The following is a 13,589-nucleotide window of genomic DNA, read 5'->3' as shown; positions in this document are numbered from 1 at the left end:
GAAAACAGGTACGGCGATGTGACGGAAGACCGCGCTCCCCCGGTTCAGCCGACGTGCCCGACGAGCGATCCGATCGACGTAAACTCCACCGTGATCGAATCGCCCGATTCGACGTCGACCGCTGGTGTCAGCGACCCGCTCAGGACGAGGTGACCGGCCTCGAGCGAGCCACCGACCTCCTCGAGCGTGTTCGCGAGCCAGGCAACGGCGTTGGCAGGATTCTCGAGTACTGCCGCTCCGACGCCAGAGGCCGCCAGGTCGCCGTTGCGGTACAGTTTCACGCCCTCGAGCGAGAGGTCGAGTCCGTCGGGGTCACAGCGCGTCTCGCCGGTGAGGTACAGTGCCGAGGAGGCGTTGTCGGCGATCGTATCCTCGATTCCGATGTCCCAGTCGCGGATCCGGCTGTCGATGATCTCGAGCACGGGCAGCACGAATTCGGTCGCCGACAGCACGTCGAAGGCGGTGACCGGCGGCTCGAGGTCGTCCGCGAGGACGAACCCGATCTCGGGTTCGACGCGCGGGGCGATGAGGTCGGCGGCGGGGATCGAACGTCCGTCGACGTACATCGTGTCGAGGAGGCGGCCGAAGTCGGGTTCTGAGACGCCCAGTTGCTCCTGGATACCATCGCTCGTGAGCCCGATCTTGTGTCCCTCGACGGTCGCGCCGTCGGCGATACGGCGGTCGACGAACGCAGACTGTACCGCGTAGGCATCCTCGATGGTCAGGTCGTGAGCGTCCGAGAGTCGGTCGATCGGCTCGCCCGTCTGCAACGCGTCGTACAGTGAATCAGCGAGTCGATCTCGGGTGTCGTCCTCGAGTGACATACGTACGCGAGGTCGGTCGACCATCAAATAGGTGCGGGGTTCGGCGTCGTAGCGAAGATCGTATCCAGACGCGGCCCCCACGCATTTTGTTTTGATCGTGAAAACGCATCTGGTTCCACGGTATACTGGGCCGGGTTGCGACGTTTACACAGGTACCTCCGTAAACGATCGAGGTGAAACGAATGGGGGCTCGTTTCCCATCACCGAAATCGTAATTTACGCTAGTACACCTGTATAGACTGGACGACTCGATACTGGTTCACACGGCGCGTGGGCCCACGTTTCCAGTGTCGGTCACTCGAAGGTCGTTTTGCTGAAGAAAATTGGGCACAATTGCACCGTTACTACCCGGATTCTGACGGTTCTGCATCGCGTTCGTTCGAGTGACTGTCCCGTTGCGGCATCGATCGTTCGGTGGCCCCGGGCGTCGTTCGATATCCTATGGGGCCGATGCTACCGGAAATGACGCATCAATATTATAGTCTGAAATCATATATGTTTCTTTCAGTTCGTGATCGGGGACCAGCGTTCGTTCCCAGTCATTCGACCATCTCTCGACCTCTCGCCACCGAACGGCCGTTTTCCGACCGGCGACGTATCCGTTCTGCAACGGCTTCTCGACTAGGGGTGACCGGATCAGTTCCCAACCCACAGGCTGTCGTTGCTGGCCTACTGGACGGTTCAGCCGGAGCAGGTGCAACCCTCGGACTCGAGTCGACGGTCGTCTCGAAGAATCGGCATATAATCATCTATTTGACTGAAGTGTAGAAATGTTCTTCTTCATATAGTAACTGGACGCGTGCCAATTCTGGACGAGCGTCGACGTTCAGGCGTCGCTCGTGGTGAGTGGCTGCAGCCCAGGTTGGAACCTGGGACGCTGGCAGCGGTGACACCGACGACCTGCCAGATTCGAGAACGGGCGATCAGTCCAGCGAGTCGCGTGCACCGGCGACGCCCTCGACGGTCTCGGTGGCGTAGCGCCGATCCATCGGCCGGACGACGATCTCGTCGACGCCGAGGGCTGTGAGAGTCTCGATGTCCTTGGCCACGGATTCGGGATCTCCGACGAGCGGCCACTCCGCGTCGTCCGGCCAGCCCCGGTAATTCGACTCCAGAAGCGCTCTCGCCTGCTCCCGGGCCGCCTCACCGTTCTCGAGGACGAGTGCGTCGCGACGGGCGATGACGGTGTCACCGCCGGCGTTCCGGTACCACTCGATTTTTCGGCGGAGGTCGTCCTCGGTTTCCGATGGGGTCGCGACCCAGGTATCGCCGAGGCGCGCCGCACGCTCGACTGCGGGCTTTGCACTGCCGCCGATGCAGATCCGGGGGCTGGCCGTCGGTGCAACGGAGACCTCCTCGAGCTGGTAGAACTCGCCGTCGTAGGTGACGGCGTCGTCGTCCCACAGTCGGCGGACGATTTCGAGTGATTCCTCGAACCGGGGAACGCGCTCGGCTTTCGGAATCCCGAAGGCCTCGAAGGAGGCGTCCCGGTAGCCAAGCGCACACCAGAGGTCGAACTCGTCGGTCATCGCCGCGATCGTTCCTGCCTGCTCGGCCAGGTGAACGGGATGGTACAGCGGTAACAGAAACAGCGTCGCGACGCGATCGGTCACGCTCGAGAGGCGAGCCGAAATCGGAACGTTCTGCAGGTAACCGCGTCCGACGACGTGGTGGTCACCGGCCTGGACGTACTCGAACCCCGCGTCGGTCGCCGCCCGGGTGGTGTCGAGGACGTCTTCGACGTGTTGATCGGCCGTCCGATCGGCCGGCCGTCCCGAGGTGATCGAGTAGCCGAGGTCGACCGTGCGGGTGTCGGTAATCGTCATAACTGGTACCTATCGTCAGGATTCGTGGTAAGTTACCCGGTTCGTCGGTCCACCGCAGAGGTCGTTTCGACTGGCACGGTCGTATTTCGCGACGTCGAAGACGACGATTTCTCGCTCCTGGCGGTCGATCTGCTGGGATGGCCTGCAGGCCGGCACCCTCGAGTGTCTGTTCCGGCGGGCACGGTTCCGAACCGTTCTCGGCGTGAATCGGTCCGGGAGCTTTTTCGTCTTCGCCGACCGACCGTGTTGCATGACAACACGAATCGGGATGGGCAGAGCACACGACGATCGGCAGTCAGGCGAACGGCTCGAGTGGCGACGTCTCGGCGACCGGTCGCTCGACTTCCCGTCCAATCGAACCGGAGGGAGCTAGATGGACCTCAGCGATTACACCGTTCTCGACCTCTCGTGGTTGCTCCCGGGCCCGTACGGGACGATGTTGCTCGCAGATCTCGGTGCCGACGTGATCAAGGTCGAGGACCCGAACCGCGGCGACTACGCCCGGTGGGCACCGCCGACAGTCAAATCGACCGGGACGGGGGCGCTCTTTCACGCCGTCAATCGGAACAAACGGAGCGTGACGATCGACCTGAAGACCGACGAGGGGCAAGCAGCCTTCCTCGAACTGGCCGAAGACGCCGATGCCATCGTCGAACAGTTCCGGCCGGGCGTGGTCTCACGGCTCGGGGTCGACTACGAGACGGTCCGGGACCGAAACGAGGAGATCGTCTACTGCTCGCTCACCGGGTACGGGCAGGACGGCCCGTACAGTGACCGTGCGGGCCACGACCTGAACTACCTCGGACTCAGCGGGTTTCTCCACCGGACCCGGTCGCGCGACGGGTCGATCCCGGCTGTCCCCGGCTTTCCGATCGCCGACATGACCGGCGGCCTCTTCACCGCATTCAGCGTCGTCGCTGCACTGGCGAGCCGCGAACTCGGCGGCGGCGGCGAGTACATCGACCTCTCGATGACCGACGTGGCGACCGCCCTCGGGACCGGTCTCGCGTGGGAGAGTCTCCTCGAGACGGGTGATCCCGGCGAGGATGGAGCCTTCGCCGGACCGAGCTACGGCGTCTACGAGACTGCCGATGGAAAGTACGTCACCGTCGCCGCCCTCGAAGAGCAGTTCTGGGAGCAACTTCTCGCGGAACTCGACCGGGAAGACCTCAGGGAGTACCACGACGCGACGGGCGAGGACGCCGCCTACGCGACCGCCGAACTCGCAGCCGAGTTCGCGAGTCGGACGCGCTCGGAGTGGCTCGAGGATCTCTCGCCGGAGACGACCGTCGCACCGGTCTCCGAGCACGGCGAGGTCTTCGACCATCCCCAGCTCGAAGCCCGGGATCTGGTCGGCGAGGTGGACCTCGACGACGGCGAGAGGGTGCCACAGGTCGGATTCCCTGCCCAGTTCGGCGAGGAACTCGACGAGTTCCGATCGGCCGCGCCAGGTCACGGTGAGCATACTCGCGAGGTCCTCTCGAGTGTGCTCTCGGACGAGGAACTGGATCGACTCGAGGAGGACGGGGTCGTGTGAATCCGCTCGGCAGTGCGTCCCGGAATATCGGCACTCCCTCGCACGGATGCCGTCGGCAAGACTGATTTACCCGACCTGCGTGGCCATGGGCATGGACGTCGAGGAAGCCAGCGAGGTGGCCGAGGAGATCTGTGCGACGATCGGCGAGGCAGTCGTCTGTGATCGGTCGTTCCTCGAGACGGTCCTCGTCGGCATCGTCGGTCGCGGACACGTCCTCCTCGAGGACGTTCCCGGGACCGGAAAGACCCTGACTGCCCAGAGCGTCGCGGACGTACTCGGGCTCTCGTTTTCCCGGATCCAGTTCACTCCCGACCTGTTGCCAGCCGACGTGACGGGGACGTACGTGTTCGACGAGCGCGACCGGACCTTCGAGTTCACGCCGGGACCGCTGTTCGCCAACGTCGTGCTCGCCGACGAGATCAACCGCGCGCCACCCAAGACGCAGGCAGCACTGCTCGAAGCGATGGAGGAGGGGCAAGTGACCGTCGATGGCGAGACGCACGCGCTTCCCGAGCCGTTCTTCGTGATCGCGACGCAGAACCCGGTCGAGCAGGAAGGGACGTTCCCGCTCCCGGAGGCACAACTCGACCGGTTCCTCGTCAAGACGTCGATGGGGTACCCGGACGAGGATGGCGAGGTCGAACTGCTCGAGCGTCGCGTGGCCCGCGAGGCGGCGACGCCGTCGGTCGAGACCGTTCTCGAGCCGGATCGGGTGACCGACCTCAGGCAGGTCCCAGAGGCCGTCCACGTCGACGAGGACGTCGTCGATTACGTGGTCGCCATCGCACGGGCGACCCGGCCTGCAGGCCACGTCGAGGTCGGCGTCTCGCCGCGTGGCACTCAGCGGCTGCTCGAGGCTGCACGAGCCTACAGCGCTATCGTCGGTCGGTCGTACGTGACGCCGGACGACGTCGCGCACGTCTGTCAGCCCGTCCTGGCCCACCGGCTGGTGCTGACGCCAGACGCGACCGTGACCGGCGTCCAGCCGGGCCGTATCGTCGACGACGTCCTCGAGTCGGTCCCCGTCCCGACTGTCGAGTGAGTGTCGGATATCGTACCAGTTGAAACGGTTTACACACCGATCGCACAGCTGTCGGGCGATCGGGTGTGCACTGACGCTCAGTGGCTACCACAGCAGGCCCCGTTTCCGTGGCATCGGTCGCGGGCGGCCCCCACCCCGGGTCGGTTTATGCGTCTCGAGTGCGAACACATGCCACGCAATGACCCAGCCGACCGCGGGGTACCTCTCCCCAGAGACCGCGCCGCTGTTTACCGACCTGTACGAGTTGCGGATGATGCAGGCCTACTACAACCAGGAGCACAACCCGCGAGCGACGTTCAGTCTCTTCTTCCGGGAGTTGCCGACGAAACGGGGCTACATGCTCACCGCTGGCCTCGAGCAGGCCGTTCACGCCATCGAACAGCTCTCGTTCGGTCCGCGGGCGATCGACTACCTCTCCGAACTGGGCTTCGGGGAGAGATTCCTCGAACACCTTAGCGACCTCGAGTTCACCGGCGACGTCTGGGCACTCCCGGAGGGGACGCCGGTCTTCGGGAACGAGCCGATGCTCGAGGTGACCGCGCCGATCCTGCAGGGGCAGTTGCTCGAGACGATCGTGATCAACCAGCTCGGCTACCAGACGCTCGTGGCGACGAAGGCCGGGCGGATGCGCGACGTGATCGACCGCCAGGGCGACGGGCAGTCGCTCGTCGACTTCGGCTCGCGACGCTCGCACGGGACAGACGCGGGGATCAAGGCGGCTCGAGCGGCGTACGTCGGCGGTTTCGACGGCACGTCGAACGTCGCTGCCGGCGAACTGTTCGACGTCCCCGTCTTCGGCACGATGGCTCACTCGTGGGTCCAGAGTTTCGCCACAGAGCGGGCGGCATTCGAGACCTATCTCGCCGAACACGGCGAGGAGACCATTTTGCTGATCGACACCTACGACACGGTCGCCGGCGCCGAACTCGCCGCCGACGTCGCCGACGAGATGGGTCTCGAGATTCGCGGCGTTCGACTCGACTCGGGGGATCTGCCTGCCCTCTCGAAGGCCGTCGACGAGGTCTGTGAGCTCGACCAGTACATTTCCTCCGGAATCGACGAGTATGCCATCCGGGATTTTTTCGACCGCGACGGCGTCGCAACCGGCTTCGGTCCGGGGACGGCGCTGGTCACGAGCACGGACGCCCCGAAGGTCGAGGGCGTCTACAAACTCGTCGCAGTCGAACGCGACGGCGAGATGCACCCCACCATGAAGCTCTCGACGGGCAAGGTGACCTACCCGCACGCAAAACGAGTCCATCGAATCGAAGAGAACGGCCAGTACGTCGGCGACGTGATCGGTCTCAGGGTGGAGTCGCTCCCCGGCGAGAACCTGCTCGAGCCCGTGATCGAAGACGGCGAACGAGTCGCCGACCTCCCGAGCCTCGAGACGAGTCGCGACCGGGCGAACGAACGGCGATCAAACCTCCCTGCACCCCATCGCCGGATCGACGATCCCGAACCGTACGCAGTCGAGATCAGCGACGGCCTCGAGCGGGCAACCGAGGAGTTGCGCCGCGACCTCGAGGCGAAAGCCTGACACGACCACACGACGGAACTAGCCCAGTGTGGCGGTCACGGTGAGAGCAACGTCGAGAACCAGAGTCGCCGTCTCGGTTCCGCCGTCGAGGAGTGACGCAGGGTCAGGATCGGGGTTGACGTAAGCGACGTAGAGCTGTCCCAGACCGGCGACGATCATGACTGCGCCGGCGAGTTGCTCGAGTCGGTGGCTGTAGGCGGCCAGTCGACCGGCTCCCGCGAGCAGTCCCATGCCGGTCGCGACGGTGAGTGCGAGCATCAACAGGGCGATCGATGCGACGTACGTGCCGAGGATGATCGCCCCTTCGGTGGGCGGGAACGCGAGCGACTGGACGACGACCGTCAGGAAGATCGGTGCGACGCAGCCGGCAGCCGCGACGGCGTACCCTGCGCCGAAGATCCCGAAGCCGAGGACGCTCGAGCGCCGCTGTGGCAACGTGACCGACAGTGAGGGTGCCTTGCCGGCGAGGACGATCACGCCGAAGGCGACGAGTGCGACGCCGACGAGTGGCTCGACGATCAACAGCCCTTCGACGGCCTGTTGACCCAGCCAGAACGCGACTCCGAGGAGCACAGCGAGGGTGAGGACGATCCCAGTGGCAGCGATCCCGCCGCGGACGACCGTCCCACGAAGGGTCGGTTCCTCGGTCTGGGTGGCGTAGAAGCCGACGTAGCCGGGCAACAGTGCATAGGCACACGGCGAGAAGAACGTCGCCACGCCGGCGACGAGCGCGAACGAGACGGCGGTGAGGACCTCGGGACCGAACATGGTTACAGGTCCGCGTCCGCCAGCGCGCTCTCGAACCCCTCGAGGAGTTCCTCGGTGGAGGCCGTCCCGACGTGTTCCCACAGCGTCGTGCCGTCGGTGTCGACGACGGCGGTTTTCGGATATGGGACGCCGTCGTAGGCCACCGTCAGCCGGGAGCCGTCGTCGTGAGCGAGCAGCCAGTCACCGTCGTGACTCTCGAACCACTCGACGACCTCGGATTCGGGGACGGTGTTTCCGACCGGTTCGGTCGTCACCGAGACGAACTGGATCGGTTCGCCCTCGAGGCCCGCGGCTGCCTCGGCGAGGTGGGGCATCTTCTCGGCACAGCTCGAGCAGGTCGTCGCGAAGAACGTCACCGCAGTGAGCCGGTCGTCGTCAGGAACCGTCATCGTCCCGGCCTCGCTGCCGCGAGCCTCGAGGGTGCGGACCTCGATCGGTTCGGTAGGCTCGGACGACTCGTCGTCGCCGACCGAGGGGAGTCCACCGAGTGCAACGGCACCACCCCCGAGGAGGAGGCCACCCCCGACCGCTCCGGCGATGAGTTCCCGTCGACGCATCGTTACCCCTCCACCACGGTTCGAAGGTCGTCGATGATTTCTTCGGCAGAGTAGTTCGTTGCACCGGGGTAGGACCGTTCGACGATCCCGTTTTCGTTCACGAGGAGGATGATGTAGACGTGGGTCCCGTCGGTTGGCTCTGCTGTTTCGACTTGCGCGTCGTCGTGGTTCTCGTGGTCGTCACGATCGGTTTCGTGTTCCCCGTGGTCGTTGTCGTCGTGTCCATCGTGATCGTCGTGGCTTTCGGCACCATCACCGTGACCATCGTCGTGTTCTTCGTGATCGTCGTGCTCGAGGTGGACCGGCGTCCCGAAGTCTCCAGCGACGACGTCGTATGCTTCGTCGTTGTCCTCGGGACGGAGGATGTGCCAGTTCTCTGCGCTCGGATCGATCCCGATGCTGTCGACTTCCTCCTGCAGTCGCTCGGTGGTGTCGTACTCCGGGTCGAACGTGATGCCGACGAACGCGACGTCGTCGTCGTATCCCTCGCGTGTTGCGTCCTCCGACGCCATGTTGAGCATCTGCAGCAAAACCGGACAGAGGCCGTCCGGACAGGACGTAAAGAAGAACGTCATGAGCATCGCCCGCTCCCCGTGGAACTGCTCGTCGGTCACGACTTCACCCGTGAACGCATCAGGGACGCTAAACGACGGGATTTCGTCGCCATAGGTTGGGTGTGAGGACTGACTGAGGTCGGTCTCGGGCGGGCCGAGCACGGCTCCTTCGGCACCGCTCTCGAGGACGCCGTCGAGACAGCCTGCCAGCGCCATCGCGCCGCCTGCACCCACCGCCTGTAGGACCGATCGCCTCTCCATGTGTCTCACTTCGACTCGATCAGCAAAGGGGCATTGGTTCGCCCGCCGAATGGATCGCGTTGACCATCGTCGGTCGTGACGGATTGATCGTCGTGGTAACTACTCGAGTGTTCCCGAAAGTACCTTCGCCGCAGTCAGGACCGGATCCCAGACGGGGCTGAACGGTGGCGCGTACGCGAGGTCGAGGTTCAGCAGTTCGCCGACGGTCAGTTCGGCGTCGACGGCGGTGGCGACCGTGTCGATGCGTTTCGCGCCGTCGCGTCCGACCAGGCTCGCGCCGAGGACCCGTTCGGTTTCCCGGTCGGCCACGAGCGTGATCGTCAGTTCCGTCGCCCCGGGGTAGTAGTGCGGGCGCGTGGGTGCTTCGATCGTCACCGAAACGGGGTCGAACCCCGCATCGCGAGCGCGCTCTTCGTCGATGATCCCCGTTCGCGCGGCACCGAGGTCGAAGGCCTTCACGATGGCCGTCCCTGCCGTCCCGCCAGTCGGCGTCGGCTCGCCGGCGACCGTGGTACCGATCGCCCGACCCGCGCGGTTGGCCGTCAGCGCGAGTGGAACGTGATCGGGCTCGCCAGTGACGACGTTCGTCGCCTCCGCAGCGTCACCCGCGGCGTAGACGTCGTCGCAGTTCGTCCGGCCGTACTCGTCGGTCGCGATGGCACCCGTCGGGCCGAGTTCGATCCCCGCCTCCTCGGCGAGGGAGACGTTCGGGGCGACGCCGACGCCGACGACGACGAGGTCGGCCGGTTCTGCCCGGTCACCACCGTCGAGCAGGACCTCGTCGACGCGGTCGTCACCCTCGAAACCGTCGACGGCCGTCTCGAGGTGCACCGAGACGCCCTGGTCCTCGAGGTGATCCTCGACGACACTCGCCGTCTCCTCGCCGAAGGGCTGGAGGATCTGCGGAAGCATCTCGTAGATCGAGACCTCGATACCCCGTTCCGTGAGCGCTTCCGCCATCTCGACGCCCACGTAGCCGCCGCCGACGATGGCGGCCGTCTCGAGGTCGTGTGCGGAGACGTCGTCTTCGATCGCGTCGGCCTCGTCCATGCTCCGGAGCGTGAACACGCCCTCGAGGTCGAGTCCGTCGAAGGGGGGCTGGATTGCGCGGGCACCGGTGCCGATCAACAGTGCACCGTAGGGCTGGTCGAACTGCTCGCCGTCGGCCTCGACGGTGACCGTCTGTGTGTCGGGATCGATGGCGACGACCTCGTGGTTCGTTCTGAGATCGACGTCACGCCCCTCGCGGAACTCCTCGGGAGTGACGGCGACGAGGTCGTCGAGGTCGTCGACCGTTCCCTTCACGTAGTAGGGCATCCCGCAGGCGGCGTACGACACCCATTCACCCCGTTCGAAGACGATCACCTCGAGATCCGGGTTTTCGCGTTTGGCCTTGCTCGCGGCACTCATTCCGGCGGCGTCACCACCAACGATGACGAACGGGTCGTCCATACTGTCGAGGTCGTCGACCAGCAAGTAAAGTATTTCGCAGATTTCCCAATACAAAGAATAGCGATGCAGTACGGCGATCGACGGCACTCGAAAGCCGGAGCTAACAGAATTACTCGAGTTCGACGTCGCCGTCCGATCGGACGATCACGTCGTGGCCACGGTACCGGAACGTGACACGCCCCTCGCCAGATCTGTCACTGGTGGCAGTGGCTTCGAAGAGCCGGTCGAGTGCCGTCGGATCGACGACCTCGGACAGGGGCGGCTCGAGGTCGACGAGATCCTCGTCGTCGGCATCCGCAACGGCCGATACGACGCGAAAGCTAGGGGAGTGTCGATACATGGATCGTGTGTCCTGCAGGGTCTGGAGAGCGTTCAGATGAGAAGCTGGACGTCCGACTCGGCCATGTGCTGGAGTGCCGTGGCCGCGCCGACGCCGGTGGTGACGCCGTCGTAAAACTCGTCTTCGTCGTAGTCCATCAGCTCGATCGTCATCTGGCAGGCCTGCAGGTCGACGCCCAGGTCGAGCGAGAGGTCGATCAGCTCCTCGATCGTGGCGGTGTCGTTGTCGTCGATCTTCTTGCGCATCATCTTCGTCGCCATCGCGTCCATTCCGGGGAGCGCGGCGACCGCGTTGGGAACCGGCATGTTCGGGTTACCGACCGCGCTGAGCTTGAGGTTCTTCGAGGTCTCCTCGTGGAGGATGTCGAGTCCCCAGAAGGTGTGGAAGACGACGACGTCCCAGTCGAACGCGGCGGCCGTACTCGCGAGGATCAACGGCGGGTAGGCCATATCGAGGGTCCCCTTGGTCGCGACGATAGTCATCTTCTTGTTACCGTCGCCTTCGTCGATATCTGCGACAGATTGTTCGAGTTCCTCGACGCGCTCGAGCAACGCCTGCACCTCGGCCGGGTCGATCTCGCCGTCGGGTCCGTCGGCCGACGCCGGTGGGTTGTCGGTACTCATCGTCTCAATCGGTCTTCTTCACGTAGTGCGTGTAGGTGTCGTCACCCTCGACCTGCTCGAGCAGCTCGACGCCGTCAGTTCCGTCGGCCCACCCCTGAATGTCACTCATACTGCCGGAGTCGGTCGCGACGACTTCCAGTACGTCGTCTGCCTCGAGGTCGTCGATCGCCTGCTTCGCTTTGACGACGGGCATTGGGCAGGACAGTCCTTTCACGTCGAGCGTCTCGGTGGTGTCGTATTCTGTAGTCATGGTCGATCTTCGAGTCTGTATTGGACCTATTCCACAATACTAACCACGACTATAAAAACGTACCGGTTATTGCCCTCCTCGTGAACAGCCACGATACGACGGGATTCACAGTCGCGTTCTGTGGGCTCTATAACTAGTCTTTTCCGCACATACGTGAACGAAGCGGATCGGTTGTATTGTACAGTCTTCGAAAGACCATGCAAACCCTTAAGTGAGTGCAACCGGTACACTGGAGTGTACACCATGGACGAGATGGACTTTCCGATGCCCGACGTGACCGTCGACGCGGTCACCCCGGCCGAGCTGAAAGCACGAATCGACGACGGCGAGGACGTGACGATTCTCGACGCACGGATGCAGGGCGACTACGAGGAGTGGAAGATCGACGGAGAGACCGTCGAATCGATCAACGTCCCGTACTTCGAATTCCTCGAGGACGAGATCGACGAGGAGATCCTCGCAGCCGTCCCCGAGGACCGTGAGGTCACCGTCCTCTGTGCGAAAGGTGGTGCCAGCGAGTTCGTCGCCGCCACGCTCAAAGACCGCGGCTACGACGTCCACCACCTCGAGGACGGAATGAACGGCTGGGCGAAGATCTACGAGGCCGTCGAAGTCGAGCGCTACGACGGGGCCGGCACGCTGCTCCAGTACCAGCGCCCCTCGAGTGGCTGTCTCGGCTACTTCGTCTACGACGGCGACGAGGCGGCCGTAATCGACCCGCTCCGTGCGTTCACCGACCGCTACCTCGAGGACGCCGACGAACTCGGCGTCGAGCTGAAATACGCGATCGACACCCACATCCACGCCGACCACATCTCGGGCGTGCGAGCACTCGTCGAGGAGGGTGTCGAGGGCGTCATCCCGAGCAAATCCGCCGACCGGGGTGCGACCTACGCCGCCGACGTGACCCTCGCCGAGGACGGCGACGAGTTCAACGTCGGCGACATCACCGTCGAGGCCGTCTCCACGCCCGGACACACCACCGACATGACGTCGTATCTGATCGACGACTCGCTGCTCGCGACCGGCGACGGCCTGTTCGTCGAGAGCGTCGCCCGTCCAGACCTCGAGGAGGGCGACGACGGTGCTCCCGAAGCTGCCCAGATGCTCCACGACTCGCTCCACGAGCGCGTACTGACGCTGCCCGACGAGACGTTGATCGGTGGCGCACACTTCAGTGACGCCGCCGAACCGGCCGAGGACGGTACCTACACCGCCCCGATCGGCCAGCTGGTCGACGAGATGGACGCCCTCTCGATGGCGAAAGACGAGTTCGTCGACCTGATCCTCTCGGACATGCCGCCGCGTCCGGCCAACTACGAGACGATCATCCCGACGAACCTCGGCCAGAACGAGGCCGACGACGACGAGGCGTTCGAACTCGAACTCGGGCCGAACAACTGCGCCGCAAGCCAGGAATCCCTGGCCGGTGACTAGCGCTCCCATCTCACAGCCGAATGGTATCTGAACTCTTCGCTCCCGCGCTGTACGAGTCGCTGTTTCCCGTTGGGATCAGCCGGTACGCCGTCGGGGGACTGCTCGTCGGCCTCGGGGCCGCCGTGATCTACCTCGGCACCGGCATTCCGGCCGGCGCGAGCACGTTCCTCGAGTCGACGCTCTCGTACGTCTCCGACCAGTCGCGATTTCAGCAGTACGTCAGTTCGCGCGACTGGCGGGTCGTCTTCACGCTCGGGATCGTCGCGGGCGCGTTCGTCTACGCCCTGACGTTCCAGTCTGGACTGCTCTCGAGCGGCCTCTACGCGTCCGGAACGACTGGACAGCTGTACGACGTCGGGGGTGTCACACTCTGGTTGACTGACGTCCAGCCGTGGCGGCTGTTCCTCGGCGGGATCCTCGTCGGAATCGGCACGCGAATCGGCAAGGGCTGTACATCCGGTCACGGCGTCTGTGGCGTCGGCTCCGCCTCGAAGACGTCCATCGTGGGCGTGATCACGTTCCTGATCGTCGCGATCGGAACGGCCCAGATCGTGATGGCACTGGGGGTGAGTCCGTAG

At 64.5% G+C, this 13,589-nt stretch carries 15 protein-coding genes; 6 read left to right on the top strand and 9 right to left on the bottom strand.

Features of this window, described 5'->3' with window-relative positions; genetic code table 11:
- Positions 1-44 precede the first annotated feature (44 nt).
- Together B1756_RS15870 and B1756_RS15865 are read right to left on the bottom strand one after the other, a co-directional pair.
- A complete protein-coding gene (locus tag B1756_RS15870; RefSeq protein WP_086889437.1) occupies positions 45-824 on the bottom strand; it encodes a 2-keto-4-pentenoate hydratase in 780 nt (259 codons plus the stop codon).
- A 923-nt stretch (positions 825-1,747) separates the two neighbouring features.
- A complete protein-coding gene (locus tag B1756_RS15865; protein WP_086889436.1) occupies positions 1,748-2,650 on the bottom strand; it encodes an LLM class flavin-dependent oxidoreductase in 903 nt (300 codons plus the stop codon).
- Between the two features lie 250 nt (positions 2,651-2,900).
- On the opposite strand from B1756_RS15865, the gene B1756_RS20085 reads away from it, so the two are divergent.
- The 4 genes from B1756_RS20085 to B1756_RS15845 all read left to right on the top strand — a co-directional run bounded on the left by B1756_RS20085 (position 2,901) and on the right by B1756_RS15845 (position 6,769).
- The gene (locus B1756_RS20085; RefSeq protein ID WP_267128199.1) at positions 2,901-3,023 is read left to right on the top strand and encodes a hypothetical protein; all 123 of its coding nucleotides are present in this window, start codon (positions 2,901-2,903) and stop codon (positions 3,021-3,023) included.
- Positions 3,024-4,187, top strand: coding sequence for a CaiB/BaiF CoA transferase family protein (locus tag B1756_RS15855; RefSeq protein ID WP_086889434.1), 1,164 nt, complete (start codon positions 3,024-3,026; stop codon positions 4,185-4,187).
- 91 nt (positions 4,188-4,278) lie between these two features.
- Positions 4,279-5,229 carry an AAA family ATPase gene (locus B1756_RS15850; RefSeq protein WP_086889433.1) on the top strand — a complete coding sequence of 317 codons (951 nt, stop codon included), beginning with the start codon at positions 4,279-4,281 and terminating at the stop codon, positions 5,227-5,229.
- Between the two features lie 178 nt (positions 5,230-5,407).
- Positions 5,408-6,769 carry a nicotinate phosphoribosyltransferase gene (locus B1756_RS15845; RefSeq protein ID WP_086889432.1) on the top strand — a complete coding sequence of 454 codons (1,362 nt, stop codon included), beginning with the start codon at positions 5,408-5,410 and terminating at the stop codon, positions 6,767-6,769.
- Between the two features lie 18 nt (positions 6,770-6,787).
- Here the strand turns inward: B1756_RS15845 and B1756_RS15840 are convergent, their stop codons facing one another.
- The 7 genes from B1756_RS15840 to B1756_RS15810 all read right to left on the bottom strand — a co-directional run bounded on the left by B1756_RS15840 (position 6,788) and on the right by B1756_RS15810 (position 11,574).
- Positions 6,788-7,537, bottom strand: coding sequence for a cytochrome c biogenesis CcdA family protein (locus tag B1756_RS15840; RefSeq protein ID WP_086889431.1), 750 nt, complete (start codon positions 7,535-7,537; stop codon positions 6,788-6,790).
- A gap of 2 nt (positions 7,538-7,539) precedes the next feature.
- A complete protein-coding gene (locus B1756_RS15835) occupies positions 7,540-8,094 on the bottom strand; it encodes a TlpA family protein disulfide reductase (RefSeq protein WP_086889430.1) in 555 nt (184 codons plus the stop codon).
- Between the two features lie 2 nt (positions 8,095-8,096).
- Positions 8,097-8,909, bottom strand: a complete 813-nt coding sequence (locus B1756_RS15830; RefSeq protein WP_086889429.1) for an SCO family protein — start codon at positions 8,907-8,909, stop codon at positions 8,097-8,099.
- Positions 8,910-9,008: 99 nt separating this feature from the next.
- On the bottom strand, positions 9,009-10,361 hold the full coding sequence (locus B1756_RS15825; RefSeq protein WP_086889428.1) for an FAD-dependent oxidoreductase: 1,353 nt from the start codon (positions 10,359-10,361) through the stop codon (positions 9,009-9,011).
- A gap of 109 nt (positions 10,362-10,470) precedes the next feature.
- Positions 10,471-10,701, bottom strand: coding sequence for a DdfA family disk-determining factor (locus tag B1756_RS15820; protein ID WP_086889427.1), 231 nt, complete (start codon positions 10,699-10,701; stop codon positions 10,471-10,473).
- Between the two features lie 32 nt (positions 10,702-10,733).
- Entirely contained in the window at positions 10,734-11,324 is a 591-nt protein-coding gene (locus B1756_RS15815) for a DsrE/DsrF/DrsH-like family protein (protein WP_086889426.1), read from the bottom strand.
- Between the two features lie 4 nt (positions 11,325-11,328).
- On the bottom strand, positions 11,329-11,574 hold the full coding sequence (locus tag B1756_RS15810; RefSeq protein ID WP_086889425.1) for a sulfurtransferase TusA family protein: 246 nt from the start codon (positions 11,572-11,574) through the stop codon (positions 11,329-11,331).
- Between the two features lie 243 nt (positions 11,575-11,817).
- Here B1756_RS15810 and B1756_RS15805 point away from each other — a divergent pair, with 243 nt between their 5' ends.
- Both B1756_RS15805 and B1756_RS15800 read left to right on the top strand, forming a co-directional pair.
- Positions 11,818-13,011, top strand: coding sequence for an MBL fold metallo-hydrolase (locus tag B1756_RS15805; RefSeq protein WP_086889424.1), 1,194 nt, complete (start codon positions 11,818-11,820; stop codon positions 13,009-13,011).
- A gap of 20 nt (positions 13,012-13,031) precedes the next feature.
- A complete protein-coding gene (locus B1756_RS15800) occupies positions 13,032-13,589 on the top strand; it encodes a YeeE/YedE family protein (RefSeq protein ID WP_086889423.1) in 558 nt (185 codons plus the stop codon).

The sequence above is a fragment of the Natrarchaeobaculum aegyptiacum genome (assembly GCF_002156705.1).
GTDB classification, from domain to species: Archaea; Halobacteriota; Halobacteria; order Halobacteriales; family Natrialbaceae; genus Natrarchaeobaculum; species Natrarchaeobaculum aegyptiacum.
This window is presented reverse-complemented; position numbering and strand designations above follow the sequence as displayed.

Excerpts from the sequence above, each read along its gene's own strand:
- B1756_RS15870 (WP_086889437.1), bottom strand. The coding sequence starts at position 824 with ATGTCACTCGAGGACGACACCCGAGATCGACTCGCTGATTCACTGTAC.
- B1756_RS15865 (WP_086889436.1), bottom strand. The coding sequence starts at position 2,650 with ATGACGATTACCGACACCCGCACGGTCGACCTCGGCTACTCGATCACC.
- B1756_RS20085 (WP_267128199.1), top strand. The coding sequence starts at position 2,901 with ATGACAACACGAATCGGGATGGGCAGAGCACACGACGATCGGCAGTCA.
- B1756_RS15855 (WP_086889434.1), top strand. The coding sequence starts at position 3,024 with ATGGACCTCAGCGATTACACCGTTCTCGACCTCTCGTGGTTGCTCCCG.
- B1756_RS15850 (WP_086889433.1), top strand. The coding sequence starts at position 4,279 with ATGGACGTCGAGGAAGCCAGCGAGGTGGCCGAGGAGATCTGTGCGACG.
- B1756_RS15845 (WP_086889432.1), top strand. The coding sequence starts at position 5,408 with ATGACCCAGCCGACCGCGGGGTACCTCTCCCCAGAGACCGCGCCGCTG.
- B1756_RS15840 (WP_086889431.1), bottom strand. The coding sequence starts at position 7,537 with ATGTTCGGTCCCGAGGTCCTCACCGCCGTCTCGTTCGCGCTCGTCGCC.
- B1756_RS15835 (WP_086889430.1), bottom strand. The coding sequence starts at position 8,094 with ATGCGTCGACGGGAACTCATCGCCGGAGCGGTCGGGGGTGGCCTCCTC.
- B1756_RS15830 (WP_086889429.1), bottom strand. The coding sequence starts at position 8,909 with ATGGAGAGGCGATCGGTCCTACAGGCGGTGGGTGCAGGCGGCGCGATG.
- B1756_RS15825 (WP_086889428.1), bottom strand. The coding sequence starts at position 10,361 with ATGGACGACCCGTTCGTCATCGTTGGTGGTGACGCCGCCGGAATGAGT.
- B1756_RS15820 (WP_086889427.1), bottom strand. The coding sequence starts at position 10,701 with ATGTATCGACACTCCCCTAGCTTTCGCGTCGTATCGGCCGTTGCGGAT.
- B1756_RS15815 (WP_086889426.1), bottom strand. The coding sequence starts at position 11,324 with ATGAGTACCGACAACCCACCGGCGTCGGCCGACGGACCCGACGGCGAG.
- B1756_RS15810 (WP_086889425.1), bottom strand. The coding sequence starts at position 11,574 with ATGACTACAGAATACGACACCACCGAGACGCTCGACGTGAAAGGACTG.
- B1756_RS15805 (WP_086889424.1), top strand. The coding sequence starts at position 11,818 with ATGGACGAGATGGACTTTCCGATGCCCGACGTGACCGTCGACGCGGTC.
- B1756_RS15800 (WP_086889423.1), top strand. The coding sequence starts at position 13,032 with ATGGTATCTGAACTCTTCGCTCCCGCGCTGTACGAGTCGCTGTTTCCC.